The 20,922-nt window shown below is 37.6% G+C and carries 16 protein-coding genes; 7 read left to right on the top strand and 9 right to left on the bottom strand.

The genetic code is table 11. The features are described from left to right. Positions 1-22: 22 nt before the first annotated feature. Both AC59HC_RS00435 and AC59HC_RS00430 read right to left on the bottom strand, forming a co-directional pair. A complete protein-coding gene (locus AC59HC_RS00435) occupies positions 23-3,085 on the bottom strand; it encodes a TAT-variant-translocated molybdopterin oxidoreductase (protein ID WP_110009110.1) in 3,063 nt (1,020 codons plus the stop codon). 23 nt (positions 3,086-3,108) lie between these two features. After that, on the bottom strand, positions 3,109-4,467 hold the full coding sequence (locus tag AC59HC_RS00430) for a c-type cytochrome (RefSeq protein ID WP_047426932.1): 1,359 nt from the start codon (positions 4,465-4,467) through the stop codon (positions 3,109-3,111). 184 nt (positions 4,468-4,651) lie between these two features. Here AC59HC_RS00430 and AC59HC_RS00425 point away from each other — a divergent pair, with 184 nt between their 5' ends. Then, the gene (locus AC59HC_RS00425) at positions 4,652-5,209 is read left to right on the top strand and encodes an SPOR domain-containing protein (RefSeq protein WP_202841905.1); all 558 of its coding nucleotides are present in this window, start codon (positions 4,652-4,654) and stop codon (positions 5,207-5,209) included. Between the two features lie 56 nt (positions 5,210-5,265). Here AC59HC_RS00425 and AC59HC_RS00420 read toward each other — a convergent pair whose 3' ends face one another. The 6 genes from AC59HC_RS00420 to AC59HC_RS00395 form a co-directional block, all read right to left on the bottom strand. After that, on the bottom strand, positions 5,266-6,543 hold the full coding sequence (locus AC59HC_RS00420; RefSeq protein WP_496557791.1) for a DUF6080 domain-containing protein: 1,278 nt from the start codon (positions 6,541-6,543) through the stop codon (positions 5,266-5,268). A 74-nt stretch (positions 6,544-6,617) separates the two neighbouring features. Next, on the bottom strand, positions 6,618-7,433 hold the full coding sequence (locus AC59HC_RS00415) for a T9SS type A sorting domain-containing protein (protein WP_429817240.1): 816 nt from the start codon (positions 7,431-7,433) through the stop codon (positions 6,618-6,620). 86 nt (positions 7,434-7,519) lie between these two features. Then, entirely contained in the window at positions 7,520-9,061 is a 1,542-nt protein-coding gene (locus AC59HC_RS00410) for a protein adenylyltransferase SelO (protein ID WP_496557790.1), read from the bottom strand. 75 nt (positions 9,062-9,136) lie between these two features. Then, entirely contained in the window at positions 9,137-11,515 is a 2,379-nt protein-coding gene (locus AC59HC_RS00405) for a transglycosylase domain-containing protein (protein WP_110009115.1), read from the bottom strand. A 6-nt stretch (positions 11,516-11,521) separates the two neighbouring features. Further along, the gene (locus tag AC59HC_RS00400) at positions 11,522-11,986 is read right to left on the bottom strand and encodes a gliding motility lipoprotein GldH (protein ID WP_110009116.1); all 465 of its coding nucleotides are present in this window, start codon (positions 11,984-11,986) and stop codon (positions 11,522-11,524) included. Continuing rightward, positions 11,979-13,373 (bottom strand): PSP1 domain-containing protein, encoded by a 1,395-nt coding sequence (locus tag AC59HC_RS00395; protein WP_110009117.1) that lies wholly within the window; start codon positions 13,371-13,373, stop codon positions 11,979-11,981. Before AC59HC_RS00395 ends, AC59HC_RS00400 begins: the two co-directional genes overlap by 8 nt. 430 nt (positions 13,374-13,803) lie before the next feature. On the opposite strand from AC59HC_RS00395, the gene AC59HC_RS00390 reads away from it, so the two are divergent. The 5 genes from AC59HC_RS00390 (at position 13,804) to AC59HC_RS00370 (ending at position 19,748) form a co-directional block, all read left to right on the top strand. After that, complete coding sequence (locus AC59HC_RS00390) at positions 13,804-15,042, top strand: OmpP1/FadL family transporter (protein WP_110009118.1); 1,239 nt, start codon at positions 13,804-13,806, stop codon at positions 15,040-15,042. A 12-nt stretch (positions 15,043-15,054) separates the two neighbouring features. Beyond that, positions 15,055-16,515, top strand: coding sequence for a G-D-S-L family lipolytic protein (locus AC59HC_RS00385; protein ID WP_343643873.1), 1,461 nt, complete (start codon positions 15,055-15,057; stop codon positions 16,513-16,515). 85 nt (positions 16,516-16,600) lie between these two features. Next, positions 16,601-17,539 carry a ribose-phosphate pyrophosphokinase gene (locus AC59HC_RS00380; protein WP_110009120.1) on the top strand — a complete coding sequence of 313 codons (939 nt, stop codon included), beginning with the start codon at positions 16,601-16,603 and terminating at the stop codon, positions 17,537-17,539. 56 nt (positions 17,540-17,595) lie between these two features. Beyond that, a complete protein-coding gene (locus AC59HC_RS00375) occupies positions 17,596-18,243 on the top strand; it encodes a 50S ribosomal protein L25/general stress protein Ctc (RefSeq protein ID WP_110009121.1) in 648 nt (215 codons plus the stop codon). 284 nt (positions 18,244-18,527) lie between these two features. Continuing rightward, positions 18,528-19,748: an aminotransferase class V-fold PLP-dependent enzyme gene (locus AC59HC_RS00370; RefSeq protein WP_496557789.1), complete on the top strand. Its 1,221-nt coding sequence runs from the start codon at positions 18,528-18,530 to the stop codon at positions 19,746-19,748. 57 nt (positions 19,749-19,805) lie between these two features. On the opposite strand, the gene AC59HC_RS00365 is transcribed toward AC59HC_RS00370, so the two are convergent. Further along, positions 19,806-19,931, bottom strand: a complete 126-nt coding sequence (locus AC59HC_RS00365; RefSeq protein ID WP_227941194.1) for a GNAT family acetyltransferase — start codon at positions 19,929-19,931, stop codon at positions 19,806-19,808. A 137-nt stretch (positions 19,932-20,068) separates the two neighbouring features. Between AC59HC_RS00365 and AC59HC_RS00360 the strand changes: the two genes are divergently transcribed. Continuing rightward, positions 20,069-20,890: a T9SS type A sorting domain-containing protein gene (locus AC59HC_RS00360; RefSeq protein WP_496557788.1), complete on the top strand. Its 822-nt coding sequence runs from the start codon at positions 20,069-20,071 to the stop codon at positions 20,888-20,890. Positions 20,891-20,922 lie beyond the last annotated feature (32 nt).

Raw genomic sequence — 20,922 nt, 5'->3', positions numbered from 1 at the left:
TTACCTATTTATTATTTAAACTTTATTTTTCTACTCTGTTTCTTACTTTAGTGTGATAGAACACGTTTGGTTTTGTTCCGATCTCCTCTAGTAAATAATATCTTCTGTTAGATGCATATTGCTCTCTGATCGAAGAATCTTTATCATTCATGTCTCCAAATGTCATTGCTCCAGTAGAACAAGCTTTAGAACAAGCAGTCTGGAATTCTCCATCCTTCACTCTTCTTCCTTCTTTCTTAGCCTCAAGAATTGTATTCTGAGTCATTTGGATACACATTGAACATTTCTCCATTACCCCTCTAGTTCTTACAACTACGTCCGGGTTAAGTACCATTCTTCCTAAATCATTGTTCATGTTGAAATCGAACTTGTCATTTAGGTTATAAGTAAACCAGTTGAAACGTCTTACTTTGTATGGACAGTTGTTTGCACAATATCTTGTACCGATACATCTGTTGTAAGCCATATGGTTTTGACCTTGCTTACCGTGTGAAGTAGCCGCTACCGGACATACAGTTTCACATGGAGCGTGGTTACAGTGCTGACACATTACTGGCTGGAAGATCACATCCGGATTATCAGCAGGGTGGTTCAATGCACCTCCTTCTTTGTTGAATGCAGTACCGTATAATTCTGGTACAGCCATTCCTTCTTTTAACCCTTCGTATACTTCTACCGTTTGTCTTGAAGAATAGTAACGGTCAATTCTTAACCAGTACATATCTCTGGACATTCTTACTTCTTCTTTACCTACTACAGGAACGTTGTTTTCTGCCTGACAAGCAATGATACATGCTCCACAACCAGTACAAGAGTTCAGGTCGATAGATAAGTTGAAGTGAGGACCATCTGTATCATCAAAAGCATCCCAAAGGTCGATTTTTCTCGCTGGAAGTGCTCCGCTGATCGTGTGGTATTCCAAAGGTTTGTTCCATCCTTTGTGCTCATCATCGAAAGCTACGTTGATGAAATCTGCCAAAGGAACTTCCTTCGCGATTTCATAACGACCCATCAATGTATTTTGAAGCTGGATACCTGCGAATTCGTGATCTTCTCCTGTTTTCTCAATTTTAACACCTGAAAGAACAAGGTTAGAACCGTCAAATAAAGGATAAGCATTTACACCGGTATCAGCAGTTGCTCCTGAGTTTTTCTTACCATAACCAAGCGCAAGACCTACAGATCCTTCAGCTTGTCCAGGTTGTACGAATACAGGAACATCTTTTATTGTTACTCCGTTTACAGTAAGGTTTACGATAGAACCATCCAGCTGCATTCTTGCATTAAGATCGTTATCAATTCCGAACTTTTCTGCGTCTTTTGGAGAAATTGTCAGATAGTTATCCCAAGACATTCTTGTGATTGGATCAGGTAACTCTTGTAACCAAGGGTTATTTGCCTGAGTACCATCTCCCATTGAAGTCTTAGTGTATAATACTAATTCTAATTCAGAAGCTTTAAAGTTTCCTAGTTCAGCAACAGCCTGAGCAGCGTTTCCACCTGCATAAGCTAAAGTAGTTGCGTTGGTAGAAGCGTTGATACCGTTATACAATGCTTTGTTGAAAGAAGTACCACCTAAAAGAGAAGCAGAGTTTGCTTTTAAATAATCGTAGTAATTGTTTGCTGCATTGTTTTTTCCGTTCTTCCAAACCAATAGAGATTCTTCAATCTGTCTTGATTTGTAGATTTTCTGGATTGTAGGCTGCATTAATGAATATACTCCTGTCTGTGGTTCGATATCTCCCCAAGACTCCAGCCAGTTGGCTACAGGAATTACAGCTTTCGCTGCTTTGTACATTTCATTTTTCTTATCTGCTACAGCAATTACGTAAGGAACTTTAGATAAAGATTTCTTGAAATCTTCTCCTTTTGGATGAGAATAAATAGGGTCTACGTTGTTGGTAACCAATACACCAACTTGTCCACCGTTTATCCATCCCAGGAATTCCTGGTATCTTGCTCCGTCAAATTCTTTAAGGAAGTTTGCTTTACCTGTGAAAGCTACTGAACCTAATTTCTGGTTGATTAAGTGTGCTAAAACCTGTGCTCCTTTAGAACCGTCAGCAAAAACAACAGCTTTGCTACCTTTTGCTTTCAATTCGTTAGCAATTTCAGTTGCAGTCTTATCAGAAGTACCGCCACCTACGATTGCGTTGTAAACTTCAACTAAAGTTTTGTTTACAGCACTTGGTTTTAATCTGTATCTTGAGTCAGCATTAGCACCGGTTAATGACATGTTAGATTCCACCTGAATGTGTCTCAACATGTTTGGTCCTGGCTTTCTAGCTGCTGCATAAGAAGTTTCTAAGCTTGAAGCGTTATAGTCTCCTAAGAAATCAGCCTGGAAAGAAACTACCAATTCAGAACCTTTAAGGTCATAAACAGGTAATGCTCTTTGTCCGAATACTTCCTGAGCTGCATCTAATCCTGCAGAGTAAGGGAAAGCATCATATGTTACTAATTCAGCTGTAGGATATTTAGCTTTGAATTCAGCGAATAACTTTTTGAAAGTTGGTGAAGCAAAAGAGTGTGATAAAACCACAATCTTTTTGCCAGACGCTTTAGCTTCTTCCAACCCTTTAATAACAAAACTGTCTACTTTATCGAAAGTTTCATCTTTACCATCCAGTTTAGGCTGCTTTACTTTATCATTATCATAAAGAGAAAGTACACTTGCCTGAGCTCTTGCGTTAGTTTTACCTAAATCGCCGCCAGCTGGGTTGGGTTCAATTTTGATTGGTCTACCTTCACGGGTTTTTACCAAAACACTAGCAAAGTCGAAACCGTCAAAATAGGTTGAAGCGTAATAATTAGGGATTCCCGGAATAATATCATGCGGTTTTACCACGTAAGGAATCGTTTTGATTACCGGAGCTTCGCAGGCAGCTAAGGTAACTGCTGCTGTAGAGAATCCTAGTAATTTAAGGAAATCTCTTCTTGAAGTACTTGATCCGTTTTTCTCAGCATCTCCAAGGAAATCTTCTACCGGAATTTCTTCCTGAAACTCTTTCTGAGCCAGCTTATTATTCAAAGCCGGATCTTTAAGTTCATGAATACTTCTGAATTGTATTTTGTTTGAAGCCATTTATACTTCTAATTTTTTAGTTATTAATAATGACATTTACCACACTCAAGACCTCCAATTGCATCTACAGTGATCTTACCTCCATCTTGTGGATATTGTTTTTTCAACTTGTCATGTAGATTTTTGAAGTACTCTTTATTATAACCGTTGTTCATATCAACTTCAGTCGTTCTGTGGCACTCGATACACCATCCCATAGTAAAGTCGTTAGCCATCTGAACAACATTCATTGTATCAATTTTACCGTGACAAGCTTTACATACAACATCAATTTTGTTGTTAGGATTCTTTTTGTTGAAAGAATTGATGATCGCCTGTTCCCCAGCAATTACGTGCTGAGAGTGGTTGAAGTAAACGAAGTCTGGCATGTTGTGGATTCTTGTCCATTCAACTGGCTGTGTTTTTCCTGTGTACTGTTGTTTTGCAGGATCCCAACCTGTTGCTGCGTAGATCTTCTGGATTTCACCGTCATAGAATGCCTTGTCTTTTCCAGGCTCCATGTAGTGATCTGCGTTGTATTCAGAAATTGTTCTGTGACAGTTCATACAAACGTTCATAGAAGGAATTTCAGATACTTTTCCGTATTTAGCACTGGAGTGACATAACTGACAGTCAATTTTCTGTTCTCCGGCGTGGATTTTGTGAGAGAAGTAGATAGGCTGCTCAGGTTTGTACCCTTTGTAAACCCCGATCCACATTAGCCAGTTCCATACTCCGTAAGCAGCTAAAATAGCAAGGATTGCCAATAGACCTTTACCAATGAAGTGGAACTTCTCATACATTTCACTGAAAGAACGAACTCTTGTTTCATTAAGTCCGGCTAAATCTTCAGACTGACCTAGTTTTACCAATTGTCTTAGTTTAACCAAGATCCAAACCAGTAAACCTGCGATCGCTAAAAGTGAAATGATGACAACGTTTGTTGTAGTTTTGTCTGCAGGTGCTGCCGCAGTAGCGTCAGTTGCAGGAGTTGCTTCCGGCTTTTTCTCCTCCGGAGCAGGAGGGTTAGTTGTGAAAGCTAAAATGTCGTCAATATCCTTATCTGTAAGATTCGGAAAGACCTGCATTTCAGTCTTATTAAACTTTTCAAAAATCTCATTAGCGTATTTATCCCCAGAAGCTCTCAGAGCTTTGTTGTCTTTGATCCACTTGTGAAGCCAATCTTTGTCTACACCACCTTCTGTCTTTACTCGTTCTACAACCCCTTTTAATGGTGGCCCTACAACTTGTTTGTCCAGCGCGTGACATGCAGTACAATTCGCTTTGAAAAGTTTCTCTCCGTTTTTAGGATCGCCGTCTTGCCCGTAAAATGAAGCACTGGTTGATAGCAATAAGCCTATCGCGATCAACGTTTTTTTATAATGCTTTCTCCAACTAATCATTTAAATTATCTTATGTTAGTAAATTATTGAACATTCAATCAATTCCGCAAAAATAATATTTTTAACAGGAATTTAACGGTATATCGAAAAGGGAAAATATCATTTACGTTTAATTTGTATTGATTCTAAATAACCAGTTTGGTATAGTTTTTTAATTTGTATAAATTTGCGGAAACAAGTTTAAATGAGAAATCTAATCAAAATATTTTCGATATTATCATTATTTGGATTTTATAATATTGAAGCACAGCAAGTTGTTAAAAAGGACACCCTGTCAGGAACAGAGCTTGTAATGACAATGGATTCCAAAATAAATGCTGCTTTGGAAGGAATTGAAGGGAAATGTGCTAAAGCTGCGCCAACAAATTCTTCCAGAGATTTCAGTAATAATGATAGTGGAATTTCTACAGGAATAACTACAAAACCACCTAAGATCTTTGTGCCAAGCAGAGAACTTACCAATGCTGAAATCTGTAAGAAAAATCCTAGAATTTTAGGATTTAAAATTCAGATTACAACAGTGAAAAGTAATGAAGAAGCCAACGAGGTGAAGTCTTATTTCAGAAAAAGATTTCCCAACCTGAAAGTGGAAACAGATGCGTCTTTAAGACCCAACTATAAGATTTTGGCCGGAAGTTATTTCACAAAACAAAGTGCTGCCAGTGATCTTTCGAAAATCAGAGAATACTTTAAATCTGCAGTAGCAGTACAGTATAGAATTTTCTGTGCCGAAGCAAAATAAGAAGAATTTATTTCAACATAGAAAAACAAAAAGCTGAGAAACATTCTCAGCTTTTTTTATTGGTAATAATGTTCCATAAACCAGAAAAATTCTGTCATTCTGAAAATATTGGCGGCGAGCAGATAAGTGAATAACACTACAACCGTTAATGTTAGCAATGACATGATTTTAGGTGATGATCTGTAAGCAAAAAAGAGCCATCCTAACAGCAAAGGATATACAAAGACAAAATGTCCTCCGTAGATGTAGGAAGTATGAAGACCAAATCTCATCACACAATGGATCGCAATGTCAATGAAAAATGAAATGGCAATCACCTGAACCCATTTATTTTTGAAATTTTTACAATAACTCCAAATGATCAGGATCAACAGCAGGATTACAAAAAAGTAAGGAGACACTGATGAATAAAGATCCATGTATAGGCCCTTGAAATTAAAACCTTTCATATTATGCTTGTCTGACATAATAAATCCGGGGAAAAGAATATTACCTCCAAAAAAGAACGAAAGAATCATATCCCATGTCGGCATCGACTTTACATTGGAGAACTTTTCATATTGCTGATTTGTTTTTGAAAAGATATTCTGATATTTAAAATCAATTCTGTTCAAATAAAGAAGTACAAAACAGATCATAGAGACTGTCACTCTAAGCGCTGCATTTCCGAATTTTTTCCAGTTTCTGAAAAGTCCTTTTTCAAATAAAAGTGGGATGAAAACTTTTACAATGTTTGTAATGGTAAGCCCTCCGATAGTAATCCCAGCCAGTGATAAGGCGGTTGCAGGTATTTTTTCTTCCTTCTTTAGTTTTATTGCTGCATAGTGGTTGTATAATGAGAGTAAAAATAAAGTGTAGGTAAAATTTTCCGGAGTGAATGACAAGATGATATTAGTGGAAAAAGCTCCAAAGAATAATATGATTAAAAGGCATAACCATAAAGGAAGGGAAATGATGTTCTTTACATATTTAAATACCTGAACAATATTCAATGTGATGATGATATTGCTGAGCCATGCCAGCGTGAGTCTGAAGCTGGCATCCATTTTTCCTCCTGAAACAAATAATGAAAATTCTCTTACCCAGTTAAAAAAATAGTAGGACAGGGGATGTCTTTCAAAACTGCCTCCTGTCATAAGGATCGATTTGTTATCAAAACTGAAATAAGCATCCCATGGGATTCTATTGTCAAAAATAATTCTGTAATGCAGGGCTATATAAGATCCTAATATTCCATAACAGATCATGAAAAACAGAAATACTGCCAGTTCGGTATAGGTGGATGGGAAAACCAGTTTAAAAAAATGGATAAATTTTGTTTTGATATAAGACACGTGTCAAATTTTTTGCAAAAGTAAAATAAAAAAACCACCAAAATTGGTGGTTGTAAAAGTTTGTATAGACGTTCTTACTGTTTGATTACTTTCTCGGTTTTGGATGTTCCATCAGAGAAGTCTACTTTTAGTAAGTAAGTTCCTTTTGGAAGTGACGAAATATCTAATTTGTCAGAAGAATTGTTAAGCACGGATTTTCCGCTCGCATCAATCACTGTGGCAGATTTTATTTTTTTATCTGCTCTGATGTTGATTTCTCCTTTTGTCGGATTCGGATAGATATTAGTAATGTCTTTTACTTTGGCATTGGTTTCCTGAGTAGATAATGTGCCATTTGCCAAAACCTGTACATCATCTATTGAAAGACTATCCGCGTCATTAGCTACATAATGGAATCTGAATTTAACATTGGCTTGTCCTGCATATGAAGCTAAGCTCACGGTAATCGCGAGTGTTTCATAGTCGATAAATGATCCATAGTTTTCTTCAACCCATACCTGGTTCCATGTGGTTCCTCCGTCAGTGGACACTTCTACTTTTAGATCTCCGTTAGGAAATGGATCAACCATGTATTCATAGCCTATTTTGGCGTTAAACTTTAGGACCGGACTTGTTGTTCCTACTAAACTGAAAGAAGGACTTGTTAAGTGAGCATCCTGTGCTTGGTCAGTCCATCCGATACCTGCAGATTTTCCACCTGTGATATTAAATGTTGCTTGTCCGGTTGCATTGAAGATTATGGTAGTGAATCCCCAAGGTCTTGAAGCCACATTTGTTCCCGTTGTCCATCCTGTTGGAGGAAATGTCGTGCCCTGGAAAGTCTCTGAGAGAATCTGCGCATTTCCCAATATAGAAGAGACTAAGAAGATGAATAGTAATTTTGTTTTCATTTGGTTTACGTTTAAAGTTGACAGTAAAAGTAATAAAAAAATGAAAATAATTACATGTTTTTTAATTTTTTATGAATAATAATCAATTATGAACTACATGAAAGTGTGGAACATCCCGCTGTATCATCATATCCCGACGGCCTTTTGACGGAGAATTCAGGGTAGATTTCCTGATATGGATTTTCAAGAGCTTTGGTAAGCTTTTCCAGCATTTCCTTTTTACCGTTGCTGATCTCTTCAATACATTCGTAAAGAAGATAATTTCTAAGAATAAATTTTGGGTTTGTTTTTTCCATCATGGCTAAACATTCTTCTCTGGAATTAGAGTTTAATTCTAATCTTGATCTATAACTTTTGATGAAATTATTAAGTTTTGTCAACTTTTTTTCGTCCAAAATAATATAAGAGACCTCTTTAAAGTGCTCTGATATATTGGTTTCTTGAGTTGTTTTTGCCAGTTGATTGAAAAACAGGGTATAATCCAGCTGAAGCTCTTGCATAAGACCTTGCCAGTTGGTGAAGAAATCCTCATCTTCTTTTCGCAGCTGATCAAATCCGAACTTTCTGCAAAGCATCTGGTCGTGGGCTTCCCAAAAATAGGTGCCAAAATTATTTAAAGTATCTTCCAAAAACTTTTCATCTTTGATTAATGGATGAAGAGCATTGGCCAGCTGCCAAAGATTCCACTGAGCGATCTGTCCCTGTTTTCCGAAAGCATATCTTCTTCCTGGAAGATCTGTAGTGTTGGGAGTAAAATTCAAATCATATTCATCCATCATGGAATAGGGGCCGTAATCAATCGTTAATCCGAGAACAGACATGTTGTCTGTATTCATCACTCCGTGTACAAAGCCTACTCTGAACCATTCAACCATCAAGTCGGCAGTCCGGATACATATATTTTCAAAGAAGTCTCTGTATTTTTTGTCGTCAGTTGATGTAATTTCCGGATAATAGTTTTCAATGGTAAAGTCGGCAAGCTCCTGAAGATTGTTGTATTCTCTTTGGGCAGACATGAGTTCAAAATGTCCGAAACGTAAGAAACTTTCAGCAGTTCTGATAACCACTGCACCTTTTTCCAGTTTTGGATTTCCGTTATACATGATGTCACGCATTACATCTTCACCTGTGAAAGCCAGGCTAAGCGCTCTGGTTGTAGGAATGCCCAGATGATACATGGCCTCACTCATCAGGTATTCACGTACAGAAGATCTTAACACAGCTCTTCCATCGGCATGTCTGGAGTAGGGTGTTGCTCCGGCTCCTTTCCATTGAATCTCGGTCTTTTTTCCTGCCTCATTGATAATTTCACCGGCAAGAATGGCTCTTCCGTCTCCAAGTTGTCCTGCCCAGTTTCCGAACTGATGTCCTGCATATGCTGTGGCATAGGTTTGAATATTGTCCGGAAGATGATTTCCAACCAGAAAATCCAGGTCTTTATCTTCATATTTTCCCAAGCCTATTTCCTCTGATAATGCTTCGTTAAAAGTTATCAGCTCAGGTTTATCAAAGCCTGCGGGTTTAATGGTGGCAAATAAAACCTTCGGGGTATTTCTCTGCATTGGGTTGTTGGAGAAATCACCCGGGAAATTTTCAATAAATGGCTGTCTGATACGTTCGATATTCATCCTTCAAAGGTATTAATTATAAAAGAAAAGACCTTTCAGATTATTGAAAGGTCTTATGTATTTCTAAAAGAGAAATTATTTATTGAAATCTACTTCATCATTGGAATGAAGGTTTTCATTGATGTTGTCCTCTTTCTTTTCTGTTGGTTTTTTAGGCGTTGGATCTGCCGGCCTTGGATTTTTGATCTCATCAATGGTTTGAAGGCTTCCTTCATCTCCATATCCTCCGCTTAATCCTTTAAGGTTTGAACATCCGTCTTTCCAGTCTGAAGGTTTTACAAACTTATCATCAGGGGTAACTCCCAGGCTCTTATCTGCCCATACTTTCTTCATGAATATAGCCCAGATTGGCAATGCCATTTTTGCACCCTGACCTTCACCTGTTCCATAAAAGTGGGTAGCTCTGTCTTCCCATCCAACCCATGCTCCGGTTGCTAATTTTGGAGTAATTCCCATAAACCATCCATCAGAGTTGTTTTGAGTTGTTCCTGTTTTGGCAGCAATTTCTACTGCTTTTGAAATTCCTCTTCTTCCCAGTTCTCCGGAAGCGGTTCCGTATTGTGCAACACCTTTCATCAGTTCAATCATGGTGTAAGCATACATTGGGTTCATTACTTCCTTAGGTTCCACGTTTACTTCCTTGATGACTCTACCGTTGGCATCTTCAATTCTCCAGATCATTTCTGGTTTGTTATAGTTACCATAGTTGGCAAAAGTACTGTAAGCACCAAGCATTTCGTAAATTGTAATGTCTGATGAACCTAAAGCAATTGTATTGTTTCTTGGAATATCTTCTGTTACTCCCAGATCTCTTGCCGTCTGGATTACAGCGTCTACTCCTGTCATTTCAATAAGTCTTGCGGCAACAGGGTTTTGAGAATGTGCCAATGCATCTTTTAAAGTTAGCATTCCGCCTCTTCCCGGTACATGCCATCCGTTATGATCGTATGTTCCGTTAGAAACAGCTGAACAAGGTGTCATTCCGAGTTTCATAATCGCAGTGGCATATACGAAAGGCTTAAATGTGGATCCTACCTGTCTCTTACCTTGCTTGATGTGATCATACTGGAAGTGCTGCCAGTCTATACCACCTACCCATGCTTTGATTTCTCCTGTTCCCGGAACCATAGACATTAAACCTGCCTGTGCAATTTGTTTATGATATCTGATAGAATCCCATGGAGACATTTCTATCTCTTCTTCTCCGTTCCATGTGAATCTTGAAGTTTTGATAGGTTTTTTGAATTCCATCATGATAGAATCATCAGGCATACCGTCTGCTTTCAACATCTTGTATCTTCCGGTTCTTTTCATAGCCTGAACCATCACATCATTGATTTGTTTGTCGTTCAGATAGTAGAAAGGTCTGTTCTTTCTTCCTCTTTGTTCCGCATCAAATCTTTTCTGAAGATCCGTTAAGTGCTCCTTAATTGCCTCTTCCGCATATTTCTGCATTTTAGAATCAAGGGTAACGTATATTTTTAAACCGTCTTTGTAAAGGTTTAGTTTTTTGCCGGTTTCTTTTTCGTGAGTTTCAAGATATTTATCAATCTCTTTTCTCAGATAAAACTTGTAATAGGCAGAATAATCATCGTTAATATTTTTGATTGGATGATAATCTAATGCAATAGGTGTTGCAACTGCTTTGTCAAACGTAGCCTGATCTATGTAGCCTGTTTTCAGCATTTGATCCAAAACAACATCTCTTCTCGCTTTTGCTCTTTCCGGATTTCTCATTGGGTTGTTTTTTACCGGATTTTCAAGCATAGCAACAAACATGGTTGCTTCGGGTAAAGTAAGTTCGGAGGTCTTCTTGTTAAAGTATATTTTGGAAGCCATTTCAATTCCGTTGGCATTGTAAAGGAAATCAAACTTATTGAAATACAATGTTACAATTTCTTCTTTGGTATATCTCTTTTCAAGACTTACAGCCACTACCCATTCTTTCAGCTTTTGAAAAACAGCCTTAATTTTATTATCTGCTCTTTTCCCTGTGAAAAGTAATTTTGCCAGCTGCTGGGTAATCGTAGATCCTCCACCTCGGCCGCCACCAAAAACTACTGCTCTGGCAACAGACTGAAGGTCAATTCCTGAATGTTCTTTGAAACGCTCATCTTCTTTAGCCTGAAGCGCATAGATAAGGAAAGGAGGAAGGTCCTTATAAACAATGGGCTGAGTTTTTTCTTTTTCGAATTTACCCAAGGTTACTCCGTCTGAAGAAATGATCTCAGAAGCAACAAAGATGTCCGGATTTTCAAGTTCTTTTACATCAGGCATTTCACCAAGGAATCCTTGGGAAACCGAAAAGAAAAGTACTGAAATTCCAAGAACTACCGCGATGAGTCCTATCCAAATAAATGAAACCCATTTTCTCCAGGAGGTATCTTTCTTTTTCTTGGGAGGCAGAGGAAATGTTTTCCCCTTATTTCCTGCATTTTTTTTGTTTTCTTCCATTTATGGTTACGGTTTAGCCGTTTCTATTTTTACCCCAATATCCTCAATTCCCGGAAGGTTGTCGTTTCTCATCGCCTGGGTAAGACCGATTTCATATTTTCCTTTTCCTGGAAACTGGTAATTTACTTTATACTGAAACAAAGTTTCTTTCGTATCACCAAACCCTGTACCAAGCCATTCTCCGTTTGGTTTAGCCAGAACATAATTTAAAGTGTCTGTTTCCTTTTTTTTGTTCTGTAGATTGGTGAAATTCACTATAAACCTTATATTGCTGTAAGGATAAGTGTTGTTATTTCTTACGACAAATATAATATTTTTAGGATTCTGCGGATCTGAAACTTCAAGATTAAATTTTTGTTCACTTTTCTTATTCCATTTGTTATCAACGGAATTCATAATGACATCTCCTCCTGAGGAAGAGTTGCAGCTAAAGAAAAGGATAAGTGAAAGTAATCCTAAAATTTTATGCATTATTATCTTTTTTTGGAGGGTATCTCTTTTTGAATTTTTTCTTGTTTGGATTGTTCTGTGGTTTCTTATCAGCATCAGAGTTGTTCACCGCTTTTTCCACAGCTACTTTTTGCTGCGGGTGCTGCTTTTGAGGTCTTGGCTGATTGGCAGACTGGGCATTTGGGTTTTCGGTTTTTTCAGATCTTTCCGGCCTTTCGTTTTTCTCCGGTCTGTTTCTTTTCTGTCCTTGTCCCTGACCTTGGTTTTGTGATCCCTGTTGTCCGTTATTCTGCTTATTCCTGTTTCTGTTTCCTCTGTTTTTCTTCTCAAATCGGTCCACATTATTTTCCTGGATCAGGTCAATAGTATGAGTAGAGGCTTCCGGCTGTTTCAAGTCTTCAAGAGGAAGCGTTTTTTCACCTCTTTTGTTTTTTGAAATCAGTTTTTTAACAAGATCAATATCGAAATCATACCATGCGATTGAACTATCCACATAAGCAAACCACATTTTCTTTTTGAAAACATCAATTTTGATACAGAATGCTTTTCCTTTTTCTGTTTCCAAAGTAGTTGAAGAAGAAGGGAAGTTGCTTAACGCATCCAGATAGCTGTCAAGCTCATAGTTAAGACAACATTTAAGCTTACCGCACTGTCCTGCAAGTTTCTGAGGGTTGATGCTCAGTTGTTGATATCTTGCAACGTTGGTGTTTACAGACCTGAAATCTGTAAGCCATGTAGAACAGCAAAGCTCACGTCCGCAAGATCCGATTCCGCCCACCTTGGCTGCTTCCTGTCTGAAACCAATCTGTTTCATATCAATTTTAGTACGGAAAGCTCCGGCGTAATCTTTGATTAATTGTCTGAAATCCACTCGGTTATCAGCGGTGTAGTAAAAGGTGATTTTTGAAGCATCCCCCTGATATTCCACATCAGTAACTTTCATTTCAAGACCTAATCTTTGTGCAATTTTTCTTGCTTCAAGCTTTACGCCATCTTCTTTTTTTCTTGCTTCCTGCCATACCTCAAGGTCTTTTTGGTTGGCCTGTCTGTATATTTTGAGTGCCGATTCTTCAGAAAACTTTTTCTTTTTCATCTGAATCTTTACTAATTCTCCCGTAAGGCTTACTACGCCTACATCGTGTCCCGGACTTGATTCTACTGTAATTACGCTACCTATATGTAAAGGAATATTATTTACATTTTTATAAAACGATTTTCTGTCATTTTTAAACCTAACTTCTACAAAATCACACCTGTTAGGTGCCGGATTGTTGATGTTAGAAAGCCAGTCAAAAACACTTAATTTATAACTATTCCCGCAGGTATTTACATTTTCACAGCCATTTGCGGTTTTTTTAGGGCCGCAAGAATGTGCAGAATCGCCGGATGTTTTACATCCACAACTCATATTTTCTATTATTTATAATCTGCAAATTTATGTATTTTTATCTTTATGCGATTCTAAAATACTTAAATAAGCTGAATTCGGCATAAAACATTTTCATATTTTGACTAAGAATGATGGCTGTAGGCTTAACCAGATGCTAATATTTATTCTATTTTGTTTCCTTTAACATTTATTATCTTTTTACTTTCCTGTATTGCTTTTTCAGAGCATAATTGTTTAGTTTTAAACAACCGTTTAAAACTAAACAATGAATATGACTTGGTTTATCAACTGTTTTAAATAGTTAATAATGATTATTTTGCATTTTATTTTCTTCGAGGTGTTATTTTAAACATAGTTTTCTTTTGCAATATTGTTTAAAATATTAGGAAATATTAACAGACGTATTCAAAATAATTTTATATTTGGCTTATATATATAATAATAGTCTATGAAAAAAATATTAGTATCAACTGCTTTATTGGCGGGAGTTCTATCTTATGCAGGAGGCTTCAGAGTTTCCCTGCAGGGGGTAAAACAATTGGCAATGGCGCATACTAGTGCTCATGCCGAAGACGCGAGTGTGACATTCTTTAACCCGGCGGGTATGTCATTTATCCCTTCCAAGCTGAGTGTAGTGGCAGGAGGGTTTGGTGCAAGTAATAAAGTTACTTTTCAAAACTTCAATACTTTACAAAGTGCAGAAACAGATAACCCTATAGGAACACCTATATATGCTGCAATTACTTATAGACCCATAGAGAAACTTACCGTAGGGTTCAGTTTTTCAACGCCTTTTGGAAGTACAATCAAATGGCCTGATAACTGGGAAGGTAAGGAGTTGGTACAGAAAATGGAACTGAAAAGTTTCTATTTCCAGCCAATGGTCTCTGTAAAATTGGCTCCATGGGTATCTTTTGGTGCCAGCTATATCTACGCAAGAGGAAAAGTAGATTGGGACAAGGCAGTGACTCAATTTGACGGAAAGGTTAATATTAATGACGATAATGCAACCGGCCACGGATATGGATTCGGTTTCTATTTCAGGCCTGACCCGAAATTAGATGTGAGTATTGCATATCGTTCAGCAATCGATATGAAAGCTAAATCAGGAACTGCTACATTCCAGTTCCCTTCTCAATCTGTTTATAATCAGCTAAAACTGAATGCTGCAGGACAAGATGGTTTCTCAGCAACGTTGCCATTGGTTGAAGAATATACCATTGGTCTGACCTATAAGATAACACCGAAGTGGCAGGTTTCTGCAGACTTTAACTATCACGGATGGGAAAGATACAGCAAACTTACATTGGATTTCGAGAATGCGCCTATCGGAAACAATCCGTCAGACCCAACGATTCTTACCAATCCTAAGAACTTCAAAAACTCCAAAACTTTCAGACTGGGAACCCAGTATGCATTCACCAATATGATCTACGGACGTTTGGGAGCTTATTATGATGAAGCACCTTATACTACGGATAACTTTATCCCGGAAACTCCTTCATACGATACCTATGTGGTTACAGGTGGGGTAGGCTTCAAGCTGAAGCAGTTCGGAATTGATGTTGCCGGAGGATATGCAATGCCTCAGTACAGAAAGGTGAATAATGTTAATATAGGGCTTAACGGACAGTCAAAAGCAACTGCTTTCTACTTTGGTCTAGGTTTCTCTTATAATCCATTTTAATTTTAGAAGACTATGAAAAAAATTATAATATCGACAATGGCAGTTTCTGCACTTCTTTTTACAGTAAGCTGTAATACGGATTTCGATACGGATGTGAAAGATATCCCGGTAACAAAAGGAGACGCAGACTTTTCAAAATATATATCGTTAGGAAACTCATTAACTGCTGGTTATAGAGATGGAGCACTTTACAGCAGTGGACAGAATGAATCTTATCCAAGCATGATTGCAGCGCAAATGCAATTAGCAGGTGGAGGAGCTTTTAAACAGCCAATGATGCCTAATGACACAGGAGGGTTTACCAATTTATTTAACCCAGCAACAGGAGATTTTGCAGGTAAATATGTGTTAAGTGTGGTAAACGGAGCATTAACTCCCGGTCCAACAGCTCCAGGAGCAGCATTAGATAATGTTTCTGCTGGTGGTCCTTACCAGAATATGGGAGTTCCGGGAGCAAGAGTAGCGCATTTACTGGCTCCGGGATATGGGAATCCAGCCGGATTAATCTCTACGCCTGCTACTGCAAATCCATATTTCGTAAGGTTTGCGTCATCAACAACAACTTCAGTAGTAGAAGATGCCCTAAAACAAGACCCAACCTTCATTTCTTTATGGATAGGAAATAATGATGTTTTATTATATGCAACTTCAGGAGGAGCTGATCCAAATGTTCCGATTACGCCAGTAGATGGTGCTGTAGGGGTAGGGTTCAGTAATACCTATGCTTATTTAGTAGATAAACTATTCCCTGCCGGTACAAAAAGAAAAGGTGTTATTGCTAATATTCCTACAGTTACCAATGTCCCTTACTTTACGAGAATTCCTGCTATGCCTCTTACGGGTTTGACAGATGCTCAGGTAACTCAGCTGAATACAGGATATGCTCAGTATAACGCAGGATTGCTGCAGGCTAAAACCTTAGGAGCGATCAGCGATGCTGAATATCAGAGAAGGTTAATTAAATTTACTGCCGGAGCAGCAGTCAACGGAGCTGTAATTGTAGATAAAGATCTGTCAACTGTTCCGGGGCTTCCAAAATACAGACAAACAACAGCGAAGGATTTAATTCTTTTACCAGCTAGTAAAGTTCTTACTCCACAGGCTGGAGGAGGTACTTCCGTACCATTAGAAGATAAGCTTGTCCTTACTGAAGCTGAGACTGCAAAAGTCCTTGCTGCTACTGCAGGATATAACACAGCGATAAAAAAAGCAGCAACAGACAAAGGTCTTGCCTTTGTGGATATGGACGCTAAAATGATGGAATTGAATTCTAAATCAGGAATTATTTGGGATGGAGTAAAATATACGGCGACATTTGTAACCGGCGGAGCTTTCTCTTTAGACGGAGTTCATCTGACAGGACGCGGATATGGTATTGTTGCTAATGAATTTATTAAATCTATCAATGCTAAATACAACTCTACACTTCCACAGGTAGATCCGAACAAATATTCAGGAGTTAAATTCCCTTAATAATTGATAAAATAAAAACTTAGAAACCACAGGAGTAAATCTTGTGGTTTTTTTTTAAATTTGCAAAATCTTTTAAAAAGTAAAAATGGCCGATCAGTTAAGTTATCTATTTTGTACAAGAACCAGCAGGGACTTGGCAGAGAAAATTGCCCAGAATTATGGGAAAGAATTAGGAAAAATCAACTTTCAGGAGTTCAGTGATGGGGAATTTGAGCCTGTTTTGGACGAATCTGTAAGAGGAGGAAGAGTTTTCCTGATTGGATCTACATTCCCTCCTGCAGACAATCTTTTGGAACTTCTTCTAATGATTGATGCAGCAAAAAGAGCTTCTGCAAAGAGCATCACCGTAGTAATTCCTTACTTTGGTCTTGCCAGACAGGACAGAAAAGACAAACCAAGAGCGCCGATCGGTGCAAAATTAGTTGCCAACCTTCTTACTGCAGCAGGAGCAACAAGAATCATGACAATGGACCTTCATGCAGATCAAATCCAGGGATTCTTCGAAATTCCGGTAGATCACCTGTATGCCTCTACTATTTTCGTAGACCACATCAGGTCTTTGAATCTTGATAATCTTACCATTGCTTCTCCGGATATGGGAGGTGCGAAAAGAGCGAAAAACTATGCCGGTCACCTGGGTGCTGAAGTAGTAATTGCTTATAAGGAAAGAAAAAAAGCAAACGTTGTAGAAGAAATGTTCCTTATTGGTGATGTTACAGGTAAAAACGTAATCCTTATTGATGATATGATTGATACTGCAGGTACACTTTGCAAAGCTGCAGATATCTTGATTGAAAAAGGAGCAAAAACAGTAAGAGCTATGGCTACCCACGGAGTGCTTTCTGGTAAGGCTTACGAGAATATTGAGAACTCAAAATTGCTGGAAGTTATTGTAACTGACTCAATTCCTGTTAAAAATAATTTGTCATCTAAAATAAAAGTGCTATCTTGCGCCCCGTTATTTGCAGACGTTATGACAATGGTTCATGAACATAAATCAATTAGTAGTAAATTTGTTATTTAATTGATTTTAAATAAATTGCAAATTAAAATTAGAACAATTTTTTAAATTTTTTATAAATGAAATCTATTACAATTCAAGGTACAAAAAGAGAAAGCGTGGGCAAAAAGTCTACAAAAGCTTTACGTGATGCTGAATTAGTTCCTTGTGTTGTTTATGGAGGTGAAGCACCTTTGAACTTCTCTGCTGAAGAGAGAGCTTTCAAAGGATTAGTATACACTCCTGAAGCACACACGGTATCTATTGAGGTTGACGGAAAAACAATTCCAGCTGTTCTTCAGGATATTCAGTTCCACCCAATTACTGACAAAATTCTTCACGTTGACTTCTATCAGTTATCTGACGATAAGCCAGTGATCATGGAAGTTCCGGTAAGAATTACAGGACGTTCAAAAGGTGTTGTAGCTGGTGGTGTTTTACGTCAGTCTTTCAGAAAACTAAAAGTAAAAGCTATCCCTGCTAACCTACCTGACGAAGTAGTAGTTGATGTTACTCCATTAAGAATTGGTAACAAACTTTACATCGGTGGTATCAAAACAGAAGGATATTCTTTCATGCACCCTGACAATGCAGTAGTAGTTGCTGTTAAGATGTCTAGAAATGCAATGAAAGGAGGTGCAGCAATGCAGGATGATGATGAGGATGAAGAAGTTGCAACTGAAGAAGGTGCAGCTCCTGAAGCAGCAGCTGAAACTGCAGCAGAATAAGAATTGCTTATTTAAACAATATAAGAACCCGTCAGTTATGGCGGGTTTTTTATTTGGTAACGAGTAAGCAGGATACCTAAACAATCTGGTAGGCTGCTTTCAATTTTGTCTTTTTGCCCTTTAGTAATTTCATCTTTTGTTTTATTGGCTTTCTTCACCTTACCCTATTGAATATTTCTATCAACAGATAGCGATCAGTACCCAACCCCATGCTTCCTTTCGGAAAAAAAGCCGTAAATTTGAAGAGTTCTAAATAAGGACGTTTTAATTTAAAAAATAAATAAATGTTTGACATTCAGGAAATAAGAAGCCAGTTTTCTATATTGGACAGAGAAGTGAACGGTAAACCTTTGGTTTATCTGGATAATGCAGCTACATCCCAAAAACCAAATTCAGTTTTGGAAGTCTGTCACGCATATTATATAGAACTCAATGCCAATGTTCACAGAGGAATTCATACACTGAGCCAGCTGGCAACAGAAGAAATGGAGCTTTCAAGAAGAAAGATTCAGAAATTCATCAATGCTGAACATGACTTTGAGGTGATTTTTACCAAGGGAACAACAGAAGGGTTGAACCTCATCGCTTATATTTTAACACAGAAACTGCAGAAAGATGATGAAATCATTATTTCATATCTGGAGCACCATTCCAATATTGTTCCATGGCAGATGCTGTGTGAAAGAACCGGAGCGAAACTACGCGTGATTCCGATTGATGAGAACGGAATCCTTCAGATGGATTATTTTGATCAGTTTTTGAGTGAAAAAACGAAGGTTGTTTCTGTAAACCAGGTTTCCAATGCATTAGGTATTGTGAATCCAATTGAAGAAATTATTGCCAAAACAAGAAAAAATACGGATGCCTATGTTGTGATAGACGGAGCTCAGTCTGCTCCGCACTTCAATATTGATGTACAGAAGATGGATTGTGATTTCTTTGTATTCTCAGGTCATAAAATGTATGCTCCGATGGGAACAGGTATTTTATATGGAAAACAAGAAATATTAGAAGCTTTACCGCCTTTTCACGGAGGAGGAGAGATGATTGCAACCTGTTCTTTCGATGGTACCACTTATGCAGGTCTTCCATTCAAATATGAAGCAGGAACACCGAATGTAGGTGGAAATATTGCTTTAGGAGCTGCTGTTGATTTCATGAACGGAGTAGGTCATACCCATATTCAGAATCATGAAAATGCTTTATTGGAATATGCGCAAAGGCAGCTTTTGGAAATTGATGGTATTAAAATCTATGGTGAAAAAGCAAAGAGAACAGGTGTTGTTTCCTTTAATTTAGAAGGAGTAGGAATTGCCTCCGATGTAGGAATGATTCTTGATAAAATGGGGATCGCTGTAAGGACAGGACATCACTGTACGCAGCCTATTATGAACTTCTTTAATATTGCCGGAACAGTGAGGGCAAGTTTTGCTGTTTATAATACTTTCGAAGAAATTGATGCTCTGGTGGAAGGTGTTAAAAAAGCACAGAGAATGTTGAGCTAATCAATATTGGATGTCAATTATATAAAATTAAAAGCAGCTGTTGAGCTGCTTTTTTTATTAGTCTATTGGAACACAATAGCATCTGCCATCAATAATAACCTGGTAATAACCGATTGCGCACTCAAGGCAGATTTCTCCTCCTGCCATGATGCTTTTCATCTTTTCTTTGTTTAGTTTTTTCATATGATGTGATTTAAAGGTTAAACATAAAATTCTGATGTTTTCTAATAATTTCATGTAATGTATTGATTTTATATATAATTATTAATGTTTTATGAAAAATATTTCGCTAATTTTATATAAACATCAAATATTTTATTATGAAAAAATTCTTTATTCTATTATTGTCGATTTGTGGTCTGTGTGATGCACAAGTCTTTTCTGAAAATTTCAACGGAAATGCTTTGCCGGCCGGGTGGACGGTAGAGAATCCGGATAATTCATTTAACTGGAATGTGGGTGCTCAGAATGGTTTCGCTGGCTTTCCCGATGGAGCAGCTTTTTTTGATGATGATGATGCAGGACCATCCGTAGTTAATACGAATGCCAGACTGATTTCTCCTGTAATTAACCTGGCCGGAGTAGTAAATCCAAAGCTCTCGTTTAATTATGCTAATATGATTGATAATCTTGATTCTACTTTAAAAGTTGAAGTTTTCAATGGAACTTCCTGGATTCAGGTTTTTACTTTTTCAGGTGACGCAGGAATATGGGACCTTGATTTTAATACTTTTACATTTGTAGTAACCAGTTATGATACTGCCGCCAATATAGATCTGACACCTTATGCTAACGCAGCTTTTAAATTAAGATTTGTTTATGATGATGCCGGAGATTATTCTTATGGTGTTGTAATAGATAATGTAAAGATTACAAGTGGCCTTCTGGCAACGTCAGAAGTTTCGTATGCAGATCATATAGATGTATATCCGAATCCGGTTAAGGGGGATTTTTATATTAAACAAAGCTCTCAGAGCAAGTTTGAAAAGATTTCTGTGATTGACCAGTCAGGAAAACTTGTGAAAACATTTAATAAAGCATCTGATTCCTATGACTTATCAGATCTGCCAAAAGGAGTCTATATTATAATGATCAGTAGTCCTGATGGAAAAGTTGTTAAAAAGAAAGTGATGAAGGAATAATCATTAAAAAAGTAATTCTAACAAAAAACCCT

The organism is Chryseobacterium sp. DZ-32, from assembly GCF_059587025.1.
The sequence above is the reverse complement of the archived record's forward strand: the minus strand, read 5'-3'. Positions and strand labels throughout refer to the sequence as shown.

Excerpts from the sequence above, each read along its gene's own strand:
- AC59HC_RS00410 (WP_496557790.1), bottom strand. The coding sequence starts at position 9,061 with ATGAATATCGAACGTATCAGACAGCCATTTATTGAAAATTTCCCGGGT.
- AC59HC_RS00360 (WP_496557788.1), top strand. The coding sequence starts at position 20,069 with ATGAAAAAATTCTTTATTCTATTATTGTCGATTTGTGGTCTGTGTGAT.
- AC59HC_RS00380 (WP_110009120.1), top strand. The coding sequence starts at position 16,601 with ATGGCCGATCAGTTAAGTTATCTATTTTGTACAAGAACCAGCAGGGAC.
- AC59HC_RS00425 (WP_202841905.1), top strand. The coding sequence starts at position 4,652 with ATGAGAAATCTAATCAAAATATTTTCGATATTATCATTATTTGGATTT.
- AC59HC_RS00430 (WP_047426932.1), bottom strand. The coding sequence starts at position 4,467 with ATGATTAGTTGGAGAAAGCATTATAAAAAAACGTTGATCGCGATAGGC.
- AC59HC_RS00435 (WP_110009110.1), bottom strand. The coding sequence starts at position 3,085 with ATGGCTTCAAACAAAATACAATTCAGAAGTATTCATGAACTTAAAGAT.
- AC59HC_RS00365 (WP_227941194.1), bottom strand. The coding sequence starts at position 19,931 with ATGAAAAAACTAAACAAAGAAAAGATGAAAAGCATCATGGCAGGAGGA.
- AC59HC_RS00370 (WP_496557789.1), top strand. The coding sequence starts at position 18,528 with ATGTTTGACATTCAGGAAATAAGAAGCCAGTTTTCTATATTGGACAGA.
- AC59HC_RS00390 (WP_110009118.1), top strand. The coding sequence starts at position 13,804 with ATGAAAAAAATATTAGTATCAACTGCTTTATTGGCGGGAGTTCTATCT.
- AC59HC_RS00405 (WP_110009115.1), bottom strand. The coding sequence starts at position 11,515 with ATGGAAGAAAACAAAAAAAATGCAGGAAATAAGGGGAAAACATTTCCT.
- AC59HC_RS00395 (WP_110009117.1), bottom strand. The coding sequence starts at position 13,373 with ATGAGTTGTGGATGTAAAACATCCGGCGATTCTGCACATTCTTGCGGC.
- AC59HC_RS00415 (WP_429817240.1), bottom strand. The coding sequence starts at position 7,433 with ATGAAAACAAAATTACTATTCATCTTCTTAGTCTCTTCTATATTGGGA.
- AC59HC_RS00375 (WP_110009121.1), top strand. The coding sequence starts at position 17,596 with ATGAAATCTATTACAATTCAAGGTACAAAAAGAGAAAGCGTGGGCAAA.
- AC59HC_RS00385 (WP_343643873.1), top strand. The coding sequence starts at position 15,055 with ATGAAAAAAATTATAATATCGACAATGGCAGTTTCTGCACTTCTTTTT.
- AC59HC_RS00400 (WP_110009116.1), bottom strand. The coding sequence starts at position 11,986 with ATGCATAAAATTTTAGGATTACTTTCACTTATCCTTTTCTTTAGCTGC.